This is a genomic window from Pseudoalteromonas rhizosphaerae (assembly GCF_028885455.1).
Taxonomy (GTDB): domain Bacteria; phylum Pseudomonadota; class Gammaproteobacteria; order Enterobacterales; family Alteromonadaceae; genus Pseudoalteromonas; species Pseudoalteromonas rhizosphaerae.
On record NZ_CP118496.1, the window covers coordinates 4,025,134 to 4,051,275 of the forward strand.

Here is a 26,142-nt window from a genome sequence, read left to right on the forward strand (position 1 = left end):
TTACAATCCTGTGGCTTGCGCGATGGCATAATTCCAAAACGGGTTTGCAAAAAGTAAGATCATCGATACCACAAAACAATAAATCGCTGTGGATTCAACCATCGCCAGACCAACAAACAAGGTGCGCGTGATGGTCGTTGAAGCATCAGGCTGTTGAGCTAAGGCACTCAGTGCAGCAGCGACTGCACGTCCTTCGCCAAGAGCCGGACCTATACACCCAATACTGGTAGTGATGCCCGAAATAATTATCGAGGCGATTGCAATCATTGTCATACTGTCCATGTGATCTCCAAAATCTTTCATTGTTAAAGTAAGCAAAAATGTAATGTTAAGATTAATTGATGTTCATTATTGTGGCATTCACTTGCTGTCTGATCTGTTATCCGGTTGGCGAGTTTGTGTTGCGGCCGCAATATAGACGGCTGCAAGAATAGTAAAAATATAGGCTTGCACTATGCCAGTTAGTAGCCCTAGTGCCGTCATCACGATAGGGAAAATAAAAGGGGTGATGGTCAACAAAATACCAATAATCATCGCACCACTCATCATGTTGCCAAACAAGCGCACAGCCAATGCCAATGTGCGTGACAATTCACTAATGATATTAAATGGCAACATAATCATAGTCGGCGCCATATAAGATTTGAGATAGTTAACAACGCCCTGCTGTGCAATGCCAAACATTGGCACCGCGATAAATACACTAAGTGCCAGTGCCGCTGTCGTTGAGAGTGACGCTGTGGGCGGCTCATAGCCGGGAACAATAGTGAAGATACTTGCACTAACCAAAAATAAAAATAAGGTACCAAGAAAATAGAGGTATTTTTTCGCCTGTTGCAAACCAACTTCTTCTATTTGCGTTTCAATCCCCGTGACTATAATTTCTAAAAAATTTTGCCAGCGCGAACGTTGCAAGTTAGTTGATATATTTCGAGTGATCAGCATAGAGCCAAGGGTCAACAGCAGCATCAGTGCCCATGTAAAAGCAATGGTTGCATTAATTTTCACAAAGCCAAGCTGCCAATAAATCACTACATCGGGACTAAGGTGCATGTTGCGATCCTTCATGTGGATTAAGCTGCTCAATAACGGCTACTTGCTGTACTGGTGTATCCAATCTAGCTGTCATTTTCGCAACCACGCGGGCTGTGATAAGTCGTGCGCAAATAAATCCAAACAAACAGATCAGTAAACGTAGCAATGACGCATTAGCCATTTCATGACTTACAACTAAGTAAAAGCCTGCGATAGTTACTGTCATACGCACCAGCAAACTGCTTAATAACCACCACGCCGGATGCGCTGAACGAATACTTTTTTGTACCGTCCACCAAAGACCTACGAAAAAAAAACCACCCAATGCTAAACCTAAGCACCAGATCAGCATTAAGTTCACTGTATCACTCATCATTATGTTCCTTCTCTGCGGTGGCTTTGTGCTCTTCACCTATTGCCAGATCTTCTTTCTCTATCCAATGCCATGCATTAAAACAACCAAGTGCCAAACCTGCGACTAACAAGGCTAGTGTCCAAGATCTTTCACTGGGATAATGACCATCAACATAGACTCCGATACTTGCTCCCACTAAGGTAGGTATCGCGACTGACCAGCCAATTAACCCCATCATTCCTAAGCCAAACCACACTCGTTGCTGCGAATGACTGCGCGCTTTTAACTTGCGCGTGGCTTTAATGCCGACTTTTGTCGCTAATGTCGGCTTTGCTTTAGTAGCTGTTTTCAACTTACGCTCATTCATATTATTTGCCTTGCTGAGGGCGCTTTACTGTTGTTTAAAGCTAACAAACTTATGCAGAAAACCGCTTTCCAATTTTGCCATTACTGCACGCACTTGCAGGGCTTGCTCATTGATTGCGAGAAAGTCTTGCTCTACAGCGGCGCGTAACTTAGTTAAATCGCTATCAACTAGGGCATTACGCACAGACACCAAAACATCGAGTCCTGTTTTCACCAACACTCCTTCATCTACGGCTACGAATATTTCGCCCTCGGCGATGATTGAGAAAGTCAGAATGCCCGGCGTAAGCACCGCCACACAGTCAAGCCGATGCGGTAATAAGCCGTACGACCCATTGCTCGTTTCGACAATAATGTTGCTAATATCGGTTTTATCAATAAAGACCTGTGAGGGTAAAAGCAGTTTAAGGTGCATGTTCATTGTCTGCTCCCGCTGCTTTGGCGGCATTTTTCACTGTACTTGCGGTGTCAGTGGCACTTGATGCCTGTTTATTTGGTCTGCTCTTTAGTTTTGCTTCATCGATATTGCCTATCATATAAAGCGCACTTTCAGGATAATCTTTAAATTCATCGTTGAGGATACGCTCGCAGCCATCTAACGACTCATCAAGACTAACAAGTTTACCTTTATGATTAGTAAACTGTTCGGTGGTAAAAAATGGCTGAGTAAGAAAACGTTCCAGCCGACGCGCACGCCCAACGACGGAACGATCTTCCGGCGACAGTTGCTCTAAGCCAAGCATCGCAATAATATCTTTAAGCTCAGCATACTGAGCCAAAGTGCTGCGCACTTTTTGCGCCAGTTGATAATGCCGTTCACCAACAATACCTGGACTGGCCATTTTGGAGTTTGACTGTAGGGGATCAATAGCAGGAAATAGTCCTTCACTGGCGCGTTGTCGCGACAATACAATGGACGCAGATAGGTGAGAAAACGTATGTACCGCAGCCGGATCAGTAAAATCATCAGCAGGCACATACACAGCTTGAATAGAGGTAATAGCCCCATTATTGGTATTCGCAATACGTTCTTCTAAGCTGGCCAACTCGGTGCCCATCGTCGGTTGATAACCGAGTCGTGACGGCATTTGTCCCATCAAACCAGATACTTCAGAGCCTGCCTGAATAAACCGAAAAATATTATCAATCAATAACAATACATCACGGTGTTCATCATCGCGAAAATACTCAGCCATGGTTAATGCCGCTTGACCAACCCGAAAACGACTCCCTGGTGGTTCATTCATTTGACCAAACACCATCACCATATTAGGCAATACACCTGCCGCTTTCATTTCCCGATAAAGCTCTTCACCTTCTCGACAGCGCTCACCTATACCGCAAAAAATGCTCACCCCTTTATGCTTGCCTACCATGTTATGGATCATTTCAGTGAGCAAAACTGTTTTACCGACCCCTGCACCGCCAAATAACCCTGCTTTGCCGCCTTTTTCTAGCGGCACGAGTACATCAATTACTTTGATACCGGTTGTGAAAATTTGCGACTGTGTAGAGCGCTCACTAAGTGTTGGTGGTGCTCGATGAACCGAGCGCCATTTAATATCTGTCAAACTGCCTTGACGGTCTATCGGTTTACCAAACACATCAAACATCCGCGATAAAATACCGCTGCCAACCGGTGCTAACAAAGGGTTACCACTGTCTTTAACTTGCATTCCGCGGGCGAGCCCTTGCGTTGGTGTTAAAGCTATACACCGTACCTGCTTGGCATTGCGTTGCTCTAACACTTCAATAACGACTTGCTCTGTATCACCTAGCGCGATATCACTCAGATCTACGGTCAGTATTGAATGAATACGCGGCAACTTTGTCGCAAAACAGACGTCAATGACACTGCCACGTATTGCTATTATGCTGCCAACATTTAACTTATTATCAGCGGGTTGCAGGACAGATGTGGTCATACTGATGAAGTCCAGTGCCAATCACGAATTTCTGGCATATCAAGGCCATTTTTGTTGATATATTTTTTATGCGCAATTAACTTTTCATGTAATAACTGCTTAAGCTCGATGCCTTTAGCGCCGGTTTGCGGTAATCGTTCGAGTGCATCAATAACCAAGTGAAAACGGTCAATTTCATTTAATACCGTCATATCAAAGGCGGTCGTAATTGTGCCTTCTTCCTTATAGCCGCGAACATGGATATTGTGATGATTAGTGCGACGATAAGTAAGTTGATGGATAAGTGATGGGTAAGCATGAAAAGCAAATATTACTGGCTTGTCGGTGGTAAACAACGCATCAAAATCTTGGCAATTTAATCCATGCGGATGTTCGGTTTCTGGCTGTAAACGCATTAAATCAACCACATTAACCACCCTCACTTTAAGCGTTGGCAAATATTCACGCAAAATTGATACTGCCGCCAATGTTTCGAGTGTAGGCACGTCACCACAACAAGCCATAACCACATCAGGCGTTTGCTCAATGGCATCGTCACTAAGATTGCCAGCCCAATGCCAAATACCAATTCCTTGTGCGCAATGTTTTTCAGCTTCTTCCATTGTTAACCATTGCGGAGCTGGGTGTTTGCCTGCAATCACCACATTGACGTAATGACGGCTGCGTAAACAATGATCCATCACCGACAATAAACAATTCGCATCGGGTGGTAAGTAAACGCGAACAATCTCCGCCTTTTTATTGACTACAACATCAATAAAACCCGGATCTTGATGGGTAAAACCATTATGATCCTGACGCCAAACATGAGATGCCAATAAATAATTAAGCGAGGCAATTTTAGGCCGCCACGACAATGCCGATGATACTTTTAACCATTTTGCATGTTGATTAAACATAGAATCAATAATATGAATAAACGCTTCGTAACAGTTAAACAACCCGTGACGGCCAGTCAGCAAGTAACCCTCAAGCCAGCCTTCACATTGGTGTTCACTGAGCATTTCGACCACTCGGCCGCTCGGTGCTAAATATTCATCATTCGCATACGTGGTCACATCCCATTGTCGACGGGTGGTTTCAAACAAGGCAGCCAAACCGTTGGAAATAGTTTCATCGGGACCAAACACCCGAAAGTTTTGCTCTTTGTCATTTAACTTAGTGACGTCACGCAGAAATGGCGCAAGCACTCGGGTATCACCCACACCGCGTACACCAGGCGTTGTCACCTCGCAGGCGTAATCTCGGTAATCGGGCATTTTTAAATCTTGTAGTAATAAACCGCCATTAGCATGAGGATTTGCCCCCATACGGCGTTCACCTGTTGGCGCCAACGCGGCTATCTCTGGTAACAAACAACCACGTTCGTCAAACAGTTCTTGGGGTCGGTAACTACTTAACCAGTCACTTAATAACGCCAAATGTCCGGGATGATTCACCGGTGCTGAAATTGGCACTTGATGAGCGCGGAAGGTTCCTTCAATTTTATATCCATCGACTTCTTTAGGACCGGTCCAGCCCTTTGGCGAATTAAGTATGATCATCGGCCACGCTGGACGATTTAAGTCACCATTTTCACGCGCATTTTGTTGGAATTTTTTAATAAGCTGCACGGCTTTATCAAGGGCTGCCGCCATCGCTTGGTGCATCAGAGTTGGCTCATCACCCTCAACAAAAATAGGCGTCCAACCATAACCACGCATTAACTGCGTTAATTCGTCTTTAGGAATACGGGCAAGAATTGTTGGATTAGCAATTTTATAACCATTGAGATGCAGTATTGGCAATACAGCGCCGTCAGTGGCAGGGCTGAGAAACTTATTACTATGCCAAGCAGTTGCAAGCGGCCCCGTTTCAGCTTCACCATCACCAACCACACAAGCAACAATTAAATCGGGATTATCAAACGCTGCCCCAAAAGCATGGCTTAGGGAATAACCCAACTCACCACCTTCGTGGATCGAGCCAGGGCATTGGGGTGACGCATGGCTAGGGATCCCCCCTGGAAAAGAAAACTGTAAAAACAGCTTTTGTAATCCTGCTTCATCTTGACTGATGTCTGGGTAGATTTCGCTGTAGCTTCCTTCAAGGTAAGTATTCGCAACCACAGCAGGTCCGCCGTGACCAGGACCTGAAACATAAATCATATTTAAATCGTGTTGTTTGATCACTCGATTCAAGTGCACATAAATAAAGTTCTGACCTGGAGTTGTCCCCCAGTGTCCAAGTAACATAACTTTTATATCACTGAGTTCTAAAGGACGTTTTAACAAAGGGTTGTTGGACAAATAAATTTGACCAACCGACAAATAATTAGTCGCTCGCCAATAAGCATCAATCAGATATAATTGTTCAGATGTCAGTGTTCTACTATTATCCTTGGCTTGCATCTTAGCTGCTCCAAAGAGCGTTTGTGCTACGCTCATAAAGACATAAGGAGTCTTAAAATTATTCAATTAAAAGACTAACTTTTATTGATTTCTTCCTTCATTTTGACAAATTCTTGTTGCTCTATATCACCACGCGCATACCGCTCATTAAGAATGTCGAGCGCCGTTTTATCAGTGTTCGCAACATAACGACGATGTGTGCGATAACTGTAACCCCAATGACTAAAACTCGAAATTAACAAAAACCATATACCGATCCATAAAAACCAACCCCAACCAATATACCAATCGTTCCAATAGCCATGATCCATTTGTATTCTCCTATTGAATAATCAAAATAAGACAACAACGTTGCTGCCGCCTTCTATACCATTGTAAAACGAGATAACTTCAAGCTCTGTGCGATAGCGTACTCATCACCATTAATCTTTGCTGAAATACTATAAGGCTTAAAGGTATTGCCCTGAGCAATAAACTAAATCAAGAATATACAAGATTTTTCGCTATCGTCGTTGCTTTGGCATTTACCCTAAGTACATGTATTTAAATTACAGTTACAACAATTTAAAGATAACTAATAGGCATTTAGACTCCATTAAAACAAGCTTTAACACAGCTAAGATTAGCTATTGCCGAGCCAGCCTTTGCGCCTAAAAAATATGAGTAATCCGATAGTAATCATAATAAAAACAGCCCAAATAAGCGGGTAACCCCAACGCCACGTCAACTCCGGCATAAATTGAAAATTCATACCATAAACTCCGGAAATAAATGTTAATGGGATAAATACCGACGCCATAATAGTCAACATTTTCATGATCTCATTCATCCGATTAGAGATAGCTGACATATACAGGTCAGTTAAACCACTTGCGATCTCTCGATACGATTCAACAATTTCAACAATTTGAATCGTGTGTTCATAAACATCGCGTAAATATGGCCGTGTGGTCTCATCAATTCTGCCGCCCTCTTCACGGTATAAGTGATCAACAACTTCCCGTAGTGGCCAAATAATACGCCGCAGCAGTATCAGCTCTCGTTTGATGCAATAAATACGATGCAGCACCGGTGGTGATGGACTTTCTAAGGTCAAAAGCTCGAGATCTTCGAGGATATCGCCATACTTTTCTAGTACGGGAAAACAATAATCAACGACAGCATCAAGCAAGGTATAGAGCAAATATCCGCTACCATTTTTTCGAATGCGACGATTTTCGTTCTGCAGGTGACCACGGATCGGTTGCCAAACATCGTCTGGGGCTTCCTGAAAAGAAATGAGTACTTTGTCATACACAAATATACTTACTTGTTCGATATCTGGCACCGAGTTTATTAACGTATCGTCAGACTTATGTGTTGAAGGCTTGAGCATGCGCAAAACAACAAACAAATGATCATCAAAAAACTCAATGCGGGGTCGTTGCGGAATGTGCAAAACATCTTCTGCAATCAATGTATGAAAGGCAAAATGTTGTTGAAACAAACTAATAATATACGGATGGATTGTACTGACATTAAACCATCTGACTTTAACCCATTTGGGCATCGGCTTTTTCAGAAACTCATCAAGGTTAGTAATTTCATTGGTTTCGATTCGTGTTGGCGAGTAATCCGTATAAGTAATTAATACAGTGCCGGGGGCGGGCGGATTCTGGGCATCAGCAACATGCTCAATGCCGGGTAATTCTCCCGGCTCAATTTGATGGTTCTGTTTATTGACTGAATTAGTTCGCGATAAATCAAGTGTAGAATCAAGTAATGAAGCGACTAGCTGCTCTTTTGAAACTTGCCCTTTGATTGTTTTTTTAATCCGCTTCATGGTTATGGTGACGTTGAGCTTTGTTTTATTGGTGAGTCGGATTCCTTACTCCAATATCCTTCCCTTGCGTAATGATCGTGCATAGCAATTTCCCAATCACGGTCCATTTTAACTAAAGGCTCATAAGCGGGAGCACCTTGAATTTCTGCACGAGTGTGATTCACTTTGACGGATGACTCAGCCCACTTCAGGTCATTAAACCAATGCGGAGCCACTAAAATATCATGACCTATCCACCAATCGTTGGCTCGCACAATGACATAACGTATGGCAAAGGTGTGCTCATCAATTAATAAGCCTTGTATATGTCCTATTTCACCGTCAGAGCCATTAACGACGAATCCTTTGACCTTTTGCCAACTGCGTAAATGTGGATCATTGTTTTGAGATGTTTTATCTTGCTTGGCTTCACTGGTATTGGGTTGTTGATTAGTGGTGTCGTTTTCTAGCATCCCCGCGACAGGATAAAGACCATTGCCCCATATACTAGTGCCGCCCCAATAAATAGGGTAACTGTAGTAGCTAAAATATTTTATTTCTTGTTGTCTTGAAACCGGCTTATGGGCGCTAATGTCAGGACTATGATCGACTTGTTTTTGGCTCAAATTCACCGGCATCATTTTATTTAGCCAATCAGGTGTATCTAATGCGATGGGTGAAACTAAAACTTCGCGTTTAAAAAACCAATTATGAGTGGTAACCACAAGATAACGAATAGCCCAACCTTCATCATCAAAATATAAATCATTAATTTTACCTAAATCGCCATCAACTGATTGGATCTTACATGCCTTCAAGTCATCTGCGCTGTGCAACATAAATTTACTCCTAGTAGCATAAAGTTCGATATTCTTTACGTGATTTTACGGTAAATAATCAGATGTTCCGTTCGATAGCATACATTAGCGAAAGAGTTAGCTTTACTAGAGGTTTTAACTTTAGCTGATACCCTAAATCAGCTTATAGCGCGGCAAAATTGCAGCTTACAATTACTGAGATCCATCCAGCATAAGTAACTCACACACCATACTGGCAATCATTTGCTCTTCATCGGTATGAATAACATGGACGGTTACCGCCCCACCAGCAATGGAAATTATACTTTCGTGGTTATTATTACGAGTTTGGTCGAGTTCAATACCAAGGTACTGCATGCCTGCACAAATTTTTGCCCGTACACTTGCCGCATTTTCACCAATCCCCCCACTAAATACCAAAGTATCTAGTCCATTCAAAGAGGCGCTATAAGCCCCGAGCCATTTTTTAGCCTGATAACAAAATAGTTCGATTGCCTGTGCTGCGCGTTGATCGGTATTTTCAAGTGGTAATAAATCTCGCATATCTGCGCTAATTTCAGATACCCCTAACAGACCGGATTGATGATTAAGGAGATGATTGCATTGTTGACTATTGATATTTTCATGCAGCTTAATGTAGTGGATAACACCAGGATCTAAATCGCCACAACGTGACCCCATGACTAACCCACCACAAGGTGTAAACCCCATACTGGTGTCAATACAACGACCATCAAGTACTGCTGCCATACTCGCACCATTGCCTAAATGGGCGAGAATAATTCGTTGCGGCAATGGAGTGTTTTGATAGTTATTAGCCAATGCGGTCATTAAATATGTATAGGAGATACCATGAAAGCCATAACGCTGAATACCTAATGCATCAAACCGACGCGGAATTGGCAGCAACTTTGCTACTGGTGGTAATGAATGGTGAAAGGCGGTATCAAAGCAAGCGACCTGCGGTAGTTTAGGAAATTGTTGCTGCAGAGTGTCAATCAGCAATATTTCATTCGGTAAATGCTCTGGCGCATAAGGAATTATATCTCGTAGCTCAGCCAACAGTGCAGGCGTTATAAGCTCCGGCTTTGCATGTTGCCAGCCATGAACCAATCTATGGCCTACAGCAGTTATTTTTTCAAAACCAATGTGTTGCTGCAACCAATTGATTAGAAACTTGGCTGCTTCTTGATGATCATCACAATCAGGTTGAAGGCGGCCATCCAGATTACGCTGCTTATCAACAAAGGTTAATAAAGTCCCTGCCATACCAATGCGCTCAATTTTTCCACTTAACAATGGCGTTGCTAAACCCGCAGGAGTAAATACAGCAAATTTGATGCTCGATGAACCCGCATTAATAGTAAGGATGTGCATATTCACAACTGACATTATGACTCCTTAAGCATAACGGTAGTAAAGTGAACAGCATGCTCACTTTATTACCGCGTAAATTAGTGATTGGTGAATATGGCTTTTAGCTTTTTAATCTTTGTTGACCTAGGTAAATGATATCTGGTAAATCTTTTTTAGCAGCTTTAGCTTTAGCTTTAGCTGATTTTTTATCACTCAGCTTGACAGTATGAGCTAATTTTTTCATAGTTACCTCTGGATTATGATTGTCTTAATCTCTTAATAACTCGGTGTAAAAACGTAAGCGTTAGAGTCGACGGTAAGTGTACTTGCTGCTGTAATACACTTTATATATCGCTTATGTCTGAGTGTTTACGGTGCTCTGCTAATGTCTTTTTGGGTTTATTAGCGGATTGTTTAAATTGTGGTTTTTGCCCGCTATAACTGGTCTCTACTGCAGCGGCTTTTTGTTCACTTGGCACTTGTGTAACAGACTGTTCCTGAGTATTTGAAATGTTCATAATGACCTCTACCATCTTGCCCATTACGTCATTGTAAAAGGCTAACAAGATGAGTTTAAGGTGAGCTCATTTAACTATCTGTACGCTAGGGCACTTTACATGCTGAAATTTGTATCAATTGCGATTAAGGCGGTTAATAGGTGCTGAACATCTAAGATTAAAAATTATACCATGCTTGGAATTTCTCCTAATCTGTCTGTTTCCTTTTTAACCACTGCGTAACATTCACAACACAGCATCTCAAGTTTGCATCTATCTGTCACCGTTATATGACCTCGCTTATAAGTGATCACGCCTAACTTTTGTAGTTTACCCGCAGCTTCAGTGACGCCTTCTCTTCTAACGCCTAGCATATTTGCAATTAACTCTTGAGTCATCGTTAGGTTATTGGTTCTCAGCCGATCGAGAGAGAGTAATAGCCATCGGCAAAGTTGTTGGTCAATCGAGTGATGACGATTACAAACCGCAGTTTGTGCCATTTGCGCAATTAATGTTTGGGTGTACCGTAATAGCAACATGCGAATTGTGGCATCATTATTAAATTCGCTACGTAATATCGCCGCTGGTAGGCAATACGCGTACCCTGCACTTTGTACAACCGCCCTTTTAGGAGTACTTTCTCCCCCCATAAAAACAGCAATTCCCACTAACCCTTCATTTCCGACAACTGATATTTCAGCTGATGAGCCATTTTCAGTCACATAAAGAAGCGAAACAATACAATCTATCGGAAAATACACACAAGTAAGATTTTGCCCAGACTCATATATCACCTTTCCCAAAGGCAACATGACGAGTTTAAGTTGAGGAAATACTTTATTTTTAGCTGCTAAAGGGAAGAAATTTAATAACTTGTTAGCGATTGGACTATTCATATTATTCCTTGAGCGCTTTATTATAGGCGCTCTTTATGCAGTAAACACTCAATGCAGTAGGCACTGAATGATTGCTACAACGTTATTATACTCTATCATCTTTTAGTATTTACTGATCTAGATTAGCCATTATAGTTTGCGGGTTATTTTATTTAGCGTGAACTCGCCTCAAAAGCTGATTTCTAAACATTATAAATAATATTAATTGGACTATCGGCCATTATTTTTCCAGCTTAGCCGCTTATATAACTGATATGTGTGGAAAATGATTTGAACGTCATTTTTAGCGTCTAACTTAAAATTAATATAACAAAATCGTTATGCCATTTTGTTAGCGAAAAGTAAATATACATCTTGCGCGCTATTGAGTGCTTTGCCAAGACAAATTATTAAATTTCGCTTATTGCGTGCTGCTATTTATGGTTTCTAATTTTCTATATTAAAATTTTAAATAAAATTCAATGGGTTAAGCTTGTTTAAAAATTTGATAGCCATCATGTCCTCGTGATTTTGCCTGATACATTGCTTTATCAGCATTATCGATAAGAACATCACTTAATTTTCCTTCACTAGCCTGTTGCGGAACCTCAATATCGTGATGGAAAATACGAATACCTATACTCATATGCACGGATATTTTTTTGCCATTAAGCTGATGCGGATTAATCAGTGTGTGAAGTAATTTACTGGTAAATGTTGCTGCATCATCAGGGTGCTCTATTTCAGAGAGCAATATCAAAAACTCGTCACCACCTTGTCGACAGACAGTATCACTTTGTCTCACCGCATCAGTCATTCGGTTAGCAATCGAACAAAGCAACTTATCACCTAATTCATGACCGTGTAGATCATTCACTTTTTTAAATAAATCAATATCTAAATAAAGTACCGCCAATCGCTTATTATGTCGTTTAGCTAACACGAGAGCCTGATTTAGCCGCTCCTGAAAAAGTAACCGGTTAGGTAATCCGGTTAGCGGATCATGCTGCGCTAAGTATTTCATTTTGATTGCTTTTAGTTGCGACTGCGAGATATCTCGAAATATAAAAACCACCCCAATGGTTTCACCAAGCTCATTAAAGATAGTACGAGCAGATTCTTCGATTTGGATCTCAACACCGTCTTTACGCACTAATATACAATCGAAAGGCCGTTGCTCTCGCTGACTTTGTGCAAGCGTCGACTTCGCGATAACCGCTGAAGCAGACTCTTTAATCTTGAAAATATCACACAACAATAAACCAACAGCCTCACTGCAGCCCCAGCCAGTAAGTATTGATGCTGCTTGATTTAAATATAATACCTTGTCATTAATATCGGTGCTTAATATCGCATCACTCATAGCATCTAGGGTCAATTGCGCCGTAGTTGCGGGCAGTAAATCACGCCTAGTTTTAGTAACTGCAGCGGTTAACTTAGCTTTATTATCTCGTTTACTAAGCTTTTCTAGTGTAATTATGTAGCCATATGATTTTTTATTTTTTGCTATCGGCGTCGCGGTTACACGGACCTGACACAGCTGCTTACTTTGATAAATGATACACACATCAGAGCAAACAATTGTGTTATTTTTCTGAGCTGCTTGTAAATCCGTTAGTAAACGATTCTTATCATCATCATAGATTTGCGCCATCCAATGACAGCCTTGCGGTGTTGCTGCGCTATATGCCGTTATGGTGTTAAAAGCCTGATTGGTATAAATAATATTGCCGAACCAATCAGCAGCCATGATCCCGAGCAGTGAGCTGTCGCAAATTGCATGTAAGGTTTTAATACTGCGTTTTTGTAATTTTAAAGGCTGTGTTTGTAAAAGGCTAAAGCCCAACAACCGCATAAGCCAGTGCTGCCCTAAACTATGCTTATCAATAAACCCATGTGCACCTTGAGCCATCGCTTGCGATACAATTGCATTATCATTTGCGTTGCACAGTAACATAATAATCGTCTTCGGAGAGTTATGTCGAAGTCGATTTACAAACTCTGCGCTTTTAGCATTCGCTACTGATAAATCTAACAACACGACATCAATCGAGCTACTATTTATTAGCTCAAGCGCTTTTGTTTGCTCTTTTGCATAAACCACTTTAAATACCCGTAGTTGTGAATAATACAAAGAGGTACGTATGCGTTTTGCTAAAGATGAATTCTGTGCAAGCAATAGCACTGTTATCGTCTTAATTATCATAGTTAACCTACGGGTTGTTGGATTTTCAGTTTATAGCTCTGATGCCCTTAGGCGCTCGACTAATTAACCTGAGCTTCGGTTAATTAATCTGCAGCGGCTAATGCTTATCTGACTTGACGCTCGCCGATATCATCAAACGATGATAGCCGTCTTTGAGCTCCACACTCACCAATGACCCTTGGTTAGCTAATAAAATACCATTAAGCTCTGCATGCAATAGATTATTCGCAAGCGGTACTTGATTATTTACTGTTATATCAAGGTGGCTATTCGCGATTTTTATTGCAGCGCTAAATTCAGGCCAATGATCGGGGATACAGGGTTGAATAATTAAATTTTTACCCTCACGACGAATACCTAAAATACCTTCTAACCCCGCCTGATACATCCAACCAGCAGCACCGGTATACCAAGTCCAACCACCTCTGCCAATATAAGGTGAAATTGAATAGATATCAGCGGCTACGGCATAAGGTTCAACTTTATAACGTTGGACTTTTTCGCTATCGCTGGCGTGATTAATCGGGTTGACCATGGCAAATAAATCCACGGCTTTTTTACCTTCGCCCTGCTTAGCTAACGCTAAAATAAACCACATAGCAGCATGACTGTATTGACCACCATTCTCTCTTAAACCGGGAGGGTAACCTTTAATATATCCGGGATTATGAGTGGTTTGATCAAAAGGCGGGGTAAATAACAAGGCCAACCGTTCTTGCTGCTTGATAAGATGAGTTTCAACGGCAGACATGGCTGTCATGACTTTGTGTTGATCTGTACCATTTGCTAATACCGCCCAAGATTGAGCAATAGAGTCGATTTGACACTCATCATTACTTTTTGACCCAAGCCAAGTACCATCATCAAATGTTGCTCGACGATACCACTGTCCATCCCATGCTTGTTCATCAATACAAATACGCACTTTTTCAGCATGTTCTTGCCAATGCTTGCCTCGTAGTCGATCCGCTTCAGTTTCTTGTTCAAGCGCATAAACGGCAAATAAGTCTATAGCACGTATCAACAGCCAGCCAAGCCATACACTCTCGCCCTTTCCAGCCGCTCCTACTAAGTTCATGCCATCGTTCCAGTCGCCAGTTCCCATCAATGGCAGCCCATGTTCACCCGTTAACTGAATACTTTGATCCAGTGCGCGAGCACAATGTTCAAATAGACTGGCAGACTCTTCGCTAACGTTCGGTTTAAAGTAGGCATCATGCTGCTCTTTGCCAAGCGGCTTGCCCTCTAAAAATGGGATAGCTTGCGTTAATATCGCTTTATCACCCGTTACTTTTATATAGTTTGCGGTCGCCAGTGCTAACCAAACGCGATCATCTGAGATATGAGTTCGTACCCCTTGTCCGGAATGCGGCAACCACCAATGTTGTACATCACCTTCAACAAACTGCCTACCCGCCGCACGTAAAATATGCGCTCTGGTTATTGCAGGCTGGCTTAAGGTTATGGCCATACCATCTTGCAGTTGATCACGAAATCCATAAGCGCCACTGGCTTGATAAAAAGAAGATCTCGCCCATATTCGACACGCTATAGTTTGATACATCAGCCAGCCGTTGAGCATAATATCCATAGCGCGATCCGGGGTTTTTACCTGCACCTTATTTAATAGGGTGTGCCAATGGTTTTGTACACCGGCAAACACCTCATCCAGATCTCTTTGTCGGTAACTGCTAACCAATTCTAAGGCATGTTGCTCACAGTCGCCTTGGCCAATAAACATGATAACTTCACGGCTTTCACCATCAGCAAGCTCAATATCAGTTTGTAAAGCGCTGCAATGATCATAACCTGCACCAACAGTACCAGATAAAGATACCTGCTGACTTAGAGCCCTTGGCGCTGCCTTAGTGCCATTGCGGCCAATAAATTCGCTCCTATCGGTTGTCCATGCGGTTTGCGCACCTGCCATATCAACAAAAGCAACACGTTTTGGAAATGCCATTCCCCACCGATTATGCAATAAAATTGTATTGGTGTTTGCATCTAACGAGCTGGTAATAAAACAGTCAGAGGTACTACGCGATGTGCCAAGGACCCATTCCACATAAGCCGTTACTGACAGCCGACGTTTTCGACCTGACTCGTTGTGTATGGTTAATCGAGAGATTTTAATTGCATCGTCCAGTGGCACATAATGCAATAAATCTAATGATAGTCCGCTAACCTGATGCTTAAACCGACTGAAACCATAACCGTGATGTATTATATAACTGCCCTTGTCCTGTGCGGGCTGAGCCGTTGCAGTATAAATTTCACCACTGTCTTTATCACATACATAAGCAATCTCACCAATGGGGTCTGACACGGCATCATTTGACCAGGTGGTCAGTTGGTTTTCTCGGCTGTTTTCTGACCACGTATAGCCACTGCCTTCAGCCGAAACATGAAAGCCAAAACTCGGGTTAGCAATAACATTAAGCCAAGGTGCAGGCGTGCATTCACCATTGTGCAAACGAATGACATATTCACGCCCATTATCAGCAAAACCGCCTAAACCGTTAAAAAACTCCAGCTCTGGTAAGTTCGCTTTTGGCAATTGTGTATTCGCGTTTAACGTTCGTGGTTGATGATTTAGCATGCTAGTTACCGCCTGATTGCGCGTTTTTGCTGTACGTAGAAAAAATTGCTTATTTATAAAGCCATGGCGAGCGACTAAAACCACTCGGGCAATAGCATGCAGCATATCGCGAGTCTCGCTGTTTATCATGTCAGCACGAAATACATGCACTGCCCCAATGCTCTGCTCTGCCAAATAATCACGATTAAAAGATGGTCGAGATTGGCTACTGCGCACAGCCGTCTCTATTGCATTATGTAAGTCTTGCATGTAACCCGAGGGGTGTTCATTGATGATCACCAGATCGACCGCTAGACACTTCATTCGCCAGTATTCATGGGCCCGTAAAAGCTGCTTAACCTTTGCGATATCTTCAATATCATTAATTAATAACAACACGATGGGGAGATCACCAGAAATTGACTGCGCCCACAGTTCAGACTGACACTTAATCCCTTTTATGATGTCTGCTGATGACGCTTTAAAGCGCGGATCTGCATATAAAATTGGGGCTGCTAAGCGTTGAAAATCTGCCACCTCGGTATATTCAATACCTAAGTGACGAAGCTGTACTTGCGCTTGGGTCCAGGCCAGCGTTTTTGCTCTATCATAAGCATTAGCATCGTTGTGCCTGTCTATCATCGCTATTAGTTTTTCTTTGGACGGCGCCACCACGGTCCAAAATGCGATGTTCACGGCTCCTTGCGCAGGCACTTTAATACGATATCGTAAGGACAATATGGGATCCAGTACACACCCCACCGTATTTGATAGCTCCTTACTCGAAGAGCATGCGGTTAAAGTCATGGCTTGTGCACTGACTAAGTTATTACCACGCCCGATAAATTCGGCACGGCTGGTTTCATATTGTGGCTCTGCCGTTATCTCCCCCTCTATAATCGCAAAATGGCCAACCCAAATATCAGCGTCATCTGCAGAGCGTTTGCGCCGCGTCGCGATAATCGCTTTATATTCTTGATTAAACTCGGTCTGCACGAACATTTTAGCAAATGCGGGATGGGCGTTATCATTCGCAGCTGTTGCAAGTACTAATTCTGCAAATGAGGTAAGCTCTATTTCATGACTGAAATGACCTTGATTGCTTATTGCTATTTTTCTCACTTCACCATCATCTTCCCCCGACACTTACACATCCATTGTGGTGGTTAAGTTTCCTTCTATTTTCATAAACCTTGCGTGATCTTCGCTAAAAACACACGGATTAAACTCACCACCAGAGCTCACAAAGGGTTGCGCAGTACTTGACCAGTGCTTGGCGGTTTCAACATCTCGTAGCAGAATAAATGAACCACTGGTATCACAGCTCAGATCGCTATGCCATCGCGTAATCGCAAAATTCCCCCAACGGCTATACCCTGTGCCGGTTGCCGTTAACATGACTGTATAGCGTCCATTTGATAATAGATGCGTGGTCGGCTCCACATCCATTGCAACATTTATGTGCCTAACTGTATTTGCTTCACTGGCATCAACACTGGCAGATTCCCTGACTTCTTCAGCGCGAGGATGCCCTATTGCAACATCTCTGGGCATTCTTTCTTGCAACAGTAACTCACAGGCTTGAATACATGGCTCTCGATGAAAACGCGAACGCATTAAGCCATCGCGTAAACAATTTAAAATAGCGACAATGGTCATGCCCTGATGATGCGCCATAAAACTGCGAACAATGGCAACGTCGCTGCCCGACTGCACACGTGAAGGAGTAAAGTCTAACGCTTCAAAGAAACCATAACGCCCGCATGCTCCAATACTGTGTAGCCGTTGATAATTTTCTACCGCAGCAGCTGGATCAATCATACTTGCCAAGCCTGTTGCATAGGGGGCAATGACTCTATTTTCTGACAGCCCTCGCTTTAAGCCCAAACCTGGCACGCCAAAATTAGAGTATTGATAGGTAAATTCAATATCTCGGGCATTAAAACCTGACTCAGAGATCCCCCATGGGATCCCCAGTTGACTCGCGTAACTTTGTTGGCGTTCAACCACTAAGCGGTTGGTTTGTTCAAGTAAACTTCCTACTGGCGCTCGCATGATCAAAGACGGCATAAGGTATTCAAACATCGAGCCTGACCAAGAGATCAGTGCAGAGCCTTTACCTAATGGCGTTGCTGTGCGTCCTAAATGAAACCAATGTTTAGTAGCCAAATCGCCTTTGGCAATAGCAAACAAGCTGGCTAATCTCGCTTCAGATGCCAGTAAATCATAACAGTTAGCGTCAAGACTATTGTCAGACTGCGAATAACCAATCGATAGCAACTTTCTTTCTTGATTAATTAAAAAAGCAAAGTTCATCCCGTTAGCCATCTCTCGCGCTGTTTTTGCTAATTTTTTCAGTTGGTGCATTAGGTTAACATCTGCTTGAGCCGAATAAACTTTCAATTGATGATCTTGTAATTGCTCACCAGCCAAGGTCGCTATAGCTTGCAGCCAAAACCTAATATCATCAAAGGTAGCATCCGCAGTTAACTCAAATATGGGGAGTTCGAAGGCGTGGTTAACTAATTTAATTATGCTAGGGCTGATATGCTCTATCGTACCCGCAGTATCAATCAGCGCGGTTATTTCGGCCACAATAGCATTCAGTACTTGGGAATCTTGTGAGTGAATTAAAGTATTCGTTGTAATGGCCTCACTCAGCAAGCTGAGATTATCTTGCATCCCCGTGTTGAAATGATGATCTGTGGTCATCTGTTGCCATTCATCTAAAGCGTTCGCCAAGGTGATCAAGTGGCCGGCAAAGTTACCACTGTCTACTGAGGAAACGTACGCTGGATTTAACGTTGCTAAGTTTTGGGTGGCATACCAATTATAAAAATGCCCTTTGCACTTAGCTAACTTATTAAGGGTGGCAAAGGTTGCTTCTAAACGATTAACGACAGCGTGCAGACCTATCCAACCAAAATCTCGCGCAGCAACGGCTGATAATAAATAAAGTCCAATATTAGTGGGTGATGTACGATGCGCGATCACCGGTTCTGGCTCTTGTTGAAAGTTGTCTGGCGGCAACATATTGTCTTCATCAGTCACAAAGGTTTCAAAATAACGCCATGTTCGACGAGCGGTCAATCTAAGCATATCAGCATATGGTTCTGCGTTATTAAGGTCGCTTGTCGCAATAGGACGACTACTGCAATAAGCTAATAGAGGAGCTGTTAGCCATAGTAATAAAAATGGCAACACGAGCGGCAAAGTCGCTGGCATATTGATCAGTATCGCAAAGCATATTAGCTGACTAACGAGTGTGCCTTGGTACATTGTTTTATAAAAGCCGAGAATATTCAGCCGCGGATCACCATTGGATTGCGCCGAGCTGGTCCATTCTAATAGATGACTACGAGTGACAAATAAGCGGATCAATGTTCGCCCGATGGCATCCATGGCTCGCCAACTTTGATCAGGTAAAAATGCCACTTTAAAAAACACTTGCGCTGATGCTAGACGCAAATCACCAAACCACATTCTAATATGGTGACGAAATTCGACACTAGGTCTTGGTGGGATAAGTGAAAATAAACAGGGAGTAAATACTGGAATGGCGATGGTAGCTAATAATAAAACCGTACTTATTGCTGCTAATGGTAATGGCAATAGCCAGCATAACAGCAATGCCAAAAAGGTGATTGGTGCAATTAAAGAACGTCTTAGGTTGTCCAATAATTTCCAACGACCAACCCACGACACGGCATCTGCGCCAGAAAATTTACCGAATATCCAAGGTAATAGTTGCCAGTCTCCTCTAGTCCAACGATGTTGCCGTTTTTCCAATACATCGTAGCGAGCAGGAAACTCTTCAACAACCTCAACATCCGACACCAACGCCGCACGCGCAAATATACCTTCAAATAAATCATGGCTTAGCATTACATTTTCTTTTACTCGCCCAGCAAGGGCTGCTTCAAATGCATCAATATCATAAATGCCTTTTCCGGTATAAGAACCTTCGCCAAACAAGTCTTGATAAACATCTGAATTTGCCGCTGCGTAAGGATCCATTCCTCCAGGACTGGAAATAACACGTTGATAAAAAGACCCCTGTGCACCAATAGGCAATGAAGGCGTGACACGAGGTTGAATAATGCCATAACCGGCTTCAATCCGTTGTGTCTTAACATTAAAGCGAGGACGATTAAGCGGATGCCCCATCCGGCTAATAAGCCGTAAGGTAGTTTCACGCGGTAACCGCGTATCAGCATCAAGTGTGATCACATAGCGAACATTTTCTGGGACTTCTAATGTTCTGCCAGCCAAGGGGATAAAACTAGTATCAGTGGCTCCTCGCAGCAAACGGTTTAATTCATGTAATTTGCCTCGTTTGCGCTCCCACCCCATCCATTTATTTTCACTGGGGTTAAATTGTCTACCTCGATACAGTAATAAAAATCGCTTACCCGCAGGACCGGATGGATAAGTATGATTTAAACGGTCGATTTGTTCTGCCACTATTGTCAGCATTTGATTATCACTTTCTAAAACTTGTTGATCGGCATCTAAACCATCAACTAATAATGCAAATGTTAAATCGCCGTCGACCCCACCTAAATAGTGCACTTGTAAACGCTCTACTTGTTGACAAAGATCGCTTGAATTAGTCAATAATGTTGGCACCGCGACCAAAGTGCGTAATGACGTTGGCACACCTGTTTTAAACTCAAGCCCAGGTAACGTGCCATTTCTTAGCCGCCAAGTTACCGAACGATTAATAATTGCGGTTGAAATTTCGGTGGCGGGTAAAAACCCGATAATTATTAATACTAAGAATAAATCGAGTGGCAACTGGCGAAAACCAAATAAAGAAATAGATCCAATCACTAATCCAAGTGCTAAGAGTAAAATTGATGCGGCATAACCTACTAAGCCGATTTTGATATGCAATCGGCTTAGCCAAAGCCCTAAATTAGGCCGAAATTTTAGTGATTGTTCAAACTGTGCTCTGCCTTTGTCGATTAAGTAATAACCGGGGTCACCAAGGCGCTCGGCTTCTTGCTGGTTGTGGGTATTTTTCTTTGCATCTCTGCCCGCCTGCAGTGCCAGTTTAGCGACCTTAACTTCAGAAAGCTTTGAGCCTCGTGACAATTGTTCAATGGCATTGCGGTATAGGTTACGAGTAACGGCATCCATGTCACCAAATGCACTTGCACAACGCAATTTTTCATCAACGAGACTGACCTTTTCAAAAAGATCAGTCCAGTCCATATCGGTGATCAACCGCATACTGGTTATGATATTTCGAACCGTCACATTGGACGCACCTTCGCGTTGCTGCGAATGTTGAACTACATCATCAACGCTAAGGCCTTGTTCATTTAATTTTTGTTCTAACCATTTCAGCGCAGGAGTGATATGTGGGTCTTGATCGCGTAATCGTTTCGCAAGTTGTGCAGCAAAAACTTCCGATAAAGGGGCTGATGAACGCGTTTGGAGCTGAGCTAATAAAACAGTATCTGCGCTGCCGGACACCATAAGACGGTCAGTAAGCTGATCCGCATCATCACGGTCAATGCGACCAACAGAAATTTGGTCAACAAGTCGACGTAAATTTTCAATTAATACTATACGCAACGTAATCGCGACGGCCCATAGTTCGCCAATGGTGAGAATATTGATGGTTTGATAGGCTTTTATAAACTTACAAAGGCTCTGCTCGTCAAAATGACTATCCGTGTGGGCAACATACGCCCACGCCAAACCAAAAACTCGTGGATACCCCGCAAAAGGGCCACTGGCTAGCTTTGGTAATTGGCGATAAAAGCCATCTGGTAGATCATCTCTGACTTCACGAATTTGTTGCTCAATTAAATGATAATTATCCAGTAGCCATTCCGCCGCAGGAACGACACTGTGCCCTGCAGCCAATGCTTTGGCGTTAGCATGATAGGCTGCCAACAATACTGATGCATTTTGTTTGAGACGAACCTGTAATGATACAACTCTGGCAGTTGATTTTGACACTTCTTGTGCTTGAGCCAAACTGATTGCATGCTGCTCTAATCGCTCAACTCCGAAGAGTTCTTCGCGAACAGGCTGAACACTATTCCACGGTGGTTTTGCAAGTTGAGAGCAAAATAGTGAAGAAATGATATTTGACATAGTTGTCCCTAATTCTCTGCTGATTGGTGATCGCTAATTGAGAGTACTATTTTTAAAATGAGCTCATGTGTGTGAACAGCTTAACTTTCAGAGCCATACTTTCTGTGTTTCATTAGAGATAATGTAACTGGAAAATTTCTATGATTCGGTACGACAACGCACATAGTCACTATCTGTTGCGATATAGCGCAGAGCATTGTCTGCTATTTATAAATAGCTGATGTTTTTTGGTAACTATTCACCGCTGCAAAATAGCATTGACAGGATGACTGTTCGAGGCCAGCTCTGGACAAAATACTAATCTGTCCGCGGTTATAACTTATAATTCCCTGCTGCTGTAAATAACCTGCCGCAATCGTCACTGCACTGCGCCTTACACCCAGCATTTTCGCTAACAACTGATGTGTTAACTGCAGATGATCTGAATGAGTACGATCCTGTGTCATTAATAGCCATCGAGCAAGGCGTTGCTTCACTTCATGAGCGTTATTACATGCGCCCGTTTGAGCGAGTTGTTGCATCACCACGTAGAGATAATTAAGTATTAATTTTCTCACTAGCGGATTGCTTTCTAACCTGTGATTAAATTTTGCGGCGTCCATTCGTAGCGCACGTCCTGAACTTTGGACGATCGACTTCATAGCAGCGTTTGAGTTTTCAAGCGCAAGCGTGGCACCTAGCATGCCCTCATTACCAATTAATCCCATCGCAAAAGACTGTTTTTCGACAACCTCGATAAGTAATGAAATACAGCCCGTTACTGGAAAATAAACATATTTTATCGCTTCATCAGCAATATTGAGTGTTTCGCCAAACAACAGCTCTACTGGCGTGCAATTTTCAACAAACCATTGGTATTCGAGTCTAGGTAAATAGTTTAATAAATGATTGCTTACAACTGGTAAGGTGCACGTTGCAGTCACTCAGGCCTCCAATGGATAAATCCATATATCAAAGAACGTAATAGTTATTGATAACTTGGACTAACCGTCGTTTTTCGTCTGTGCGCTACAGCGCTATACTTGAAGTGATGCTAATTTAAATAAACGGGGAAGCTAATCGAGGTGAGAGTCTGTGCTAATTGCAGACCACAAAAAGCAAAAAACCAGTAACATCGCTGTTACTGGTTTTTATAAGATGGTGCGGTTGGGGGGACTTGAACCCCCACGCCCGAAAGCACTACCCCCTCAAGGTAGCGTGTCTACCAATTCCACCACAACCGCATTGTTAAAGCTTTCGCTTTAGGTGTTAAACATATGATTTATTTGAGGATGATAAATCGTTTAACGATACTTTTAATAAGTATTAATTTGGTACGTCAGATTTCTCTTTCGTTGATGTTACTGGAACATCGTCAGCTGCAGGAGCAATTGTTTCAACTGCTGGTGCTGCTTCTAGGTTTTCCCACTCATCAGTCTTTTTTATCTGACCTGCAGTTAAGTTACCTAGTACAATACTTAGCACAAAGAAAACACTGGCTAAGATTGTAGTTGTTTTTGTCATAAAGTTACCTGCACCTGACGAACCGAAAACGGTTGCAGAGGCACCAGCACCAAATGATGAACCCATGTCCGCGCCTTTACCTTGTTGAATTAAAACCATACCAACAAGCGCTAAAGCAACAACTAAATAAACTACTAATAAAATTTCGTACATCTTATACGGTCCCTTTTGCACTTTCGCAGATTGCAGTAAATAACTCTGCTTTTAGACTAGCGCCACCAATCAGGCCGCCGTCTATATCTGGTTGTGCAAATAATAATTCGCTATTTTTTTCATTTACGCTGCCACCATAAAGAATGGTCAGCCCTTGTGCTAAATCACTACTGTTAGCAGCAATTTTATCACGGATAAATTTGTGCACATGTTGTGCTTGTTCAGGCGATGCAGTCTTACCTGTGCCAATGGCCCAAACGGGCTCGTATGCTATCACAGAATCTTTCAGTGCTGCTAGACCTAATTTATCAATTACTGCATCAATTTGTGCAGCAACGACTAATTCAGTTTGACCTTGTTCGCGTTGCTGTTCACTTTCACCAACACATAAGATAGGTGTTAAACCCACTTGTTGTGCACGAGCAAACTTAGCTGCAACAGTGTCATTGCTTTCGCCGTAGATACTACGACGTTCAGAGTGACCAACTAACGTATATTGGCAACCTAAATCTTTAATTAATTGCGCATCAACTTCACCAGTAAATGCACCCGGTTCATTTTCAGAAACCGTTTGTGCCCCAGTTGTTACACCTGTTGCTGTTAGCATAGGTAACAATGGGTAAGGTGGAAATACCACAACGTCTATCTCATCTGATTTTACGTTGTTGATAGCGTCAGATAATTGATGTACTAACTCTTTCGAGCCGTTCATTTTCCAATTGCCTGCGACCATTGGCTTGCGTATTGCCATTTTTCCACTCCACATTAGAAAGCGGGCGAGATAGTAACTCGACTCGCCCAAAGTTACAAGAGGTTATTGTTCTTAATCAGTTTGTTTGCTCATAGATTCGACAACTGCAGCAATTTTTTGTGCACTATCAAGGACTATTTTCTCTTCTTCGGCTTCTACCATCACGCGAACAACCGGCTCAGTGCCAGATTTACGTAATAACACACGGCCTTTACCAGCAAGTTGTTTTTCAACATCAGCAACCGCAGCAATAACCTCTGGTGCAAGTGTTGGATCTGTGCCCGCTTTATAGCGCACATTAATCATCTTCATCGGGTATTTAACAAACCCTGCGCCAAGATCTTTTAGCGTACGATTTTGCGCCACCATAGCAGCCAAAACTTGTAGGCTTGAAATGATGCCATCACCGGTGCTGATCAAATCCAGATTCAATACATGCCCTGAGCTTTCACCGCCGATTTTCCAGCCTTTTTCTTGTAGTAATTCCATTACATAACGGTCACCCACTTTACTGCGAGCAAACTCAATACCTTTCGCTTTAAGCGCGTTTTCAAGACCCATATTAGACATTACCGTGCCAACAACACCGCCGCCTAACATGTCATCATTGGCAGCTTGGCAGGCAATAATGTAAACAATATCATCACCATCAAAGACACGGCCATTGTGATCAACCATCATTACACGGTCGCCATCACCATCATAGGCAATGCCGACATCAGCATTATGTTCTAATACTTTGCGTTTTAATGCATCAACATGGGTAGCACCGCATTCTAGGTTGATGTTTACACCATTTGGCTCGCAAGCATGGCTGATTATCTGCGCGCCTAACTCACGCATTACTGATGGTGCGATATGATAAGTTGCACCATTGGCACAATCTAATACAATCTTTAAACCTTCTAACGACAGGCCTTGTGGGAATTGGCTTTTACAAAACTCAATATAACGGCCATCAGCGCTTTCTAAACGGCGGGCTTTACCTAGCTTATCGGATGCTACACAGGTCATTGGTTCATCAAGCATTGCTTCAATTTGTAGCTCTACTTCATCAGCCAACTTCAAACCTCGGCCACAAAAAAACTTAATGCCGTTGTCATGATATGGGTTATGAGATGCACTGATCACAATTCCAGCTTCAGCACGAAATGTTTGCGTTAAATACGCAACGGCTGGCGTCGGCATCGGGCCAAGTAACACCACATCGATACCTGCGGCGATCAAACCTGCTTCAAGTGATGTCTCTAACATATAACCAGAAATGCGAGTATCTTTACCAATAATGACTTTCTTAGTGCCATTTTTTGATAGAACCTTGCCTGCAGCCCAACCTAATTTAAGTGCAAATTCTGGTGTAATTGGGTATTCACCCACCATGCCACGTACACCATCGGTGCCAAAATACTTTCTTTCTTTCAT

The 26,142-nt window shown here is 42.7% G+C and carries 20 protein-coding genes, 1 tRNA gene and 1 pseudogene; all 22 read right to left on the reverse strand.

Annotated features, from left to right (window positions below; genetic code table 11):
* Nucleotides 1–282: a F0F1 ATP synthase subunit C gene (locus tag PVK79_RS17315; RefSeq protein ID WP_145242870.1), complete on the reverse strand. Its 282-nt coding sequence runs from the start codon at nucleotides 280–282 to the stop codon at nucleotides 1–3.
* 78 nt (nucleotides 283–360) lie between these two features.
* Nucleotides 361–1,053, reverse strand: a complete 693-nt coding sequence (locus tag PVK79_RS17320; protein ID WP_182731039.1) for a F0F1 ATP synthase subunit A — start codon at nucleotides 1,051–1,053, stop codon at nucleotides 361–363.
* Nucleotides 1,043–1,411 carry an ATP synthase subunit I gene (locus PVK79_RS17325; protein WP_220493566.1) on the reverse strand — a complete coding sequence of 123 codons (369 nt, stop codon included), beginning with the start codon at nucleotides 1,409–1,411 and terminating at the stop codon, nucleotides 1,043–1,045. Before PVK79_RS17325 ends, PVK79_RS17320 begins: the two co-directional genes overlap by 11 nt.
* On the reverse strand, nucleotides 1,401–1,757 hold the full coding sequence (locus PVK79_RS17330; protein ID WP_257326247.1) for an AtpZ/AtpI family protein: 357 nt from the start codon (nucleotides 1,755–1,757) through the stop codon (nucleotides 1,401–1,403). Before PVK79_RS17330 ends, PVK79_RS17325 begins: the two co-directional genes overlap by 11 nt.
* A 24-nt stretch (nucleotides 1,758–1,781) precedes the next feature.
* Nucleotides 1,782–2,177: a F0F1 ATP synthase subunit epsilon gene (locus PVK79_RS17335; protein ID WP_257326248.1), complete on the reverse strand. Its 396-nt coding sequence runs from the start codon at nucleotides 2,175–2,177 to the stop codon at nucleotides 1,782–1,784.
* Nucleotides 2,161–3,681, reverse strand: coding sequence for a F0F1 ATP synthase subunit beta (gene atpD, locus PVK79_RS17340; protein ID WP_257326249.1), 1,521 nt, complete (start codon nucleotides 3,679–3,681; stop codon nucleotides 2,161–2,163). Before atpD ends, PVK79_RS17335 begins: the two co-directional genes overlap by 17 nt.
* A complete protein-coding gene (locus PVK79_RS17345) occupies nucleotides 3,678–6,071 on the reverse strand; it encodes a phosphoketolase family protein (protein ID WP_257326250.1) in 2,394 nt (797 codons plus the stop codon). The genes atpD and PVK79_RS17345 overlap by 4 nt, the downstream gene beginning before the upstream one ends.
* A gap of 74 nt (nucleotides 6,072–6,145) precedes the next feature.
* Nucleotides 6,146–6,382, reverse strand: a complete 237-nt coding sequence (locus tag PVK79_RS17350; protein WP_182731035.1) for an SHOCT domain-containing protein — start codon at nucleotides 6,380–6,382, stop codon at nucleotides 6,146–6,148.
* Between the two features lie 311 nt (nucleotides 6,383–6,693).
* Complete coding sequence (corA, locus tag PVK79_RS17355) at nucleotides 6,694–7,893, reverse strand: magnesium/cobalt transporter CorA (RefSeq protein ID WP_257326251.1); 1,200 nt, start codon at nucleotides 7,891–7,893, stop codon at nucleotides 6,694–6,696.
* Between the two features lie 2 nt (nucleotides 7,894–7,895).
* The gene (locus PVK79_RS17360) at nucleotides 7,896–8,711 is read right to left on the reverse strand and encodes a PRC-barrel domain-containing protein (RefSeq protein ID WP_257326252.1); all 816 of its coding nucleotides are present in this window, start codon (nucleotides 8,709–8,711) and stop codon (nucleotides 7,896–7,898) included.
* A gap of 171 nt (nucleotides 8,712–8,882) precedes the next feature.
* Nucleotides 8,883–10,082, reverse strand: coding sequence for an acetate/propionate family kinase (locus PVK79_RS17365; protein ID WP_257326253.1), 1,200 nt, complete (start codon nucleotides 10,080–10,082; stop codon nucleotides 8,883–8,885).
* Nucleotides 10,083–10,167: 85 nt separating this feature from the next.
* The gene (locus PVK79_RS17370) at nucleotides 10,168–10,290 is read right to left on the reverse strand and encodes a hypothetical protein (RefSeq protein WP_257326254.1); all 123 of its coding nucleotides are present in this window, start codon (nucleotides 10,288–10,290) and stop codon (nucleotides 10,168–10,170) included.
* A gap of 100 nt (nucleotides 10,291–10,390) precedes the next feature.
* Nucleotides 10,391–10,564, reverse strand: a complete 174-nt coding sequence (locus PVK79_RS17375; RefSeq protein ID WP_257326255.1) for a hypothetical protein — start codon at nucleotides 10,562–10,564, stop codon at nucleotides 10,391–10,393.
* 164 nt (nucleotides 10,565–10,728) lie between these two features.
* On the reverse strand, nucleotides 10,729–11,439 hold the full coding sequence (locus PVK79_RS17380; protein WP_257326256.1) for a Crp/Fnr family transcriptional regulator: 711 nt from the start codon (nucleotides 11,437–11,439) through the stop codon (nucleotides 10,729–10,731).
* Nucleotides 11,440–11,905: 466 nt separating this feature from the next.
* The gene (locus PVK79_RS17385) at nucleotides 11,906–13,624 is read right to left on the reverse strand and encodes a diguanylate cyclase domain-containing protein (RefSeq protein WP_257326257.1); all 1,719 of its coding nucleotides are present in this window, start codon (nucleotides 13,622–13,624) and stop codon (nucleotides 11,906–11,908) included.
* 97 nt (nucleotides 13,625–13,721) lie between these two features.
* Nucleotides 13,722–16,844, reverse strand: coding sequence for a glycoside hydrolase family 94 protein (locus PVK79_RS17390; protein WP_338052651.1), 3,123 nt, complete (start codon nucleotides 16,842–16,844; stop codon nucleotides 13,722–13,724).
* 39 nt (nucleotides 16,845–16,883) lie between these two features.
* A pseudogene (locus tag PVK79_RS23480) lies at nucleotides 16,884–22,313 on the reverse strand (glucoamylase family protein); the annotation flags it as partial.
* Nucleotides 22,314–22,516: 203 nt separating this feature from the next.
* The gene (locus PVK79_RS17400) at nucleotides 22,517–23,236 is read right to left on the reverse strand and encodes a Crp/Fnr family transcriptional regulator (RefSeq protein WP_182759900.1); all 720 of its coding nucleotides are present in this window, start codon (nucleotides 23,234–23,236) and stop codon (nucleotides 22,517–22,519) included.
* Between the two features lie 215 nt (nucleotides 23,237–23,451).
* Nucleotides 23,452–23,536 (reverse strand) — tRNA-Leu (locus PVK79_RS17405).
* 82 nt (nucleotides 23,537–23,618) lie between these two features.
* Nucleotides 23,619–23,969 (reverse strand): preprotein translocase subunit SecG, encoded by a 351-nt coding sequence (secG, locus tag PVK79_RS17410; RefSeq protein WP_169019853.1) that lies wholly within the window; start codon nucleotides 23,967–23,969, stop codon nucleotides 23,619–23,621.
* 1 nt (nucleotide 23,970) lies between these two features.
* Nucleotides 23,971–24,720, reverse strand: coding sequence for a triose-phosphate isomerase (tpiA, locus tag PVK79_RS17415; protein ID WP_257326258.1), 750 nt, complete (start codon nucleotides 24,718–24,720; stop codon nucleotides 23,971–23,973).
* A gap of 72 nt (nucleotides 24,721–24,792) precedes the next feature.
* Nucleotides 24,793–26,142: a phosphoglucosamine mutase gene (gene glmM / locus PVK79_RS17420; protein WP_145239192.1), complete on the reverse strand. Its 1,350-nt coding sequence runs from the start codon at nucleotides 26,140–26,142 to the stop codon at nucleotides 24,793–24,795.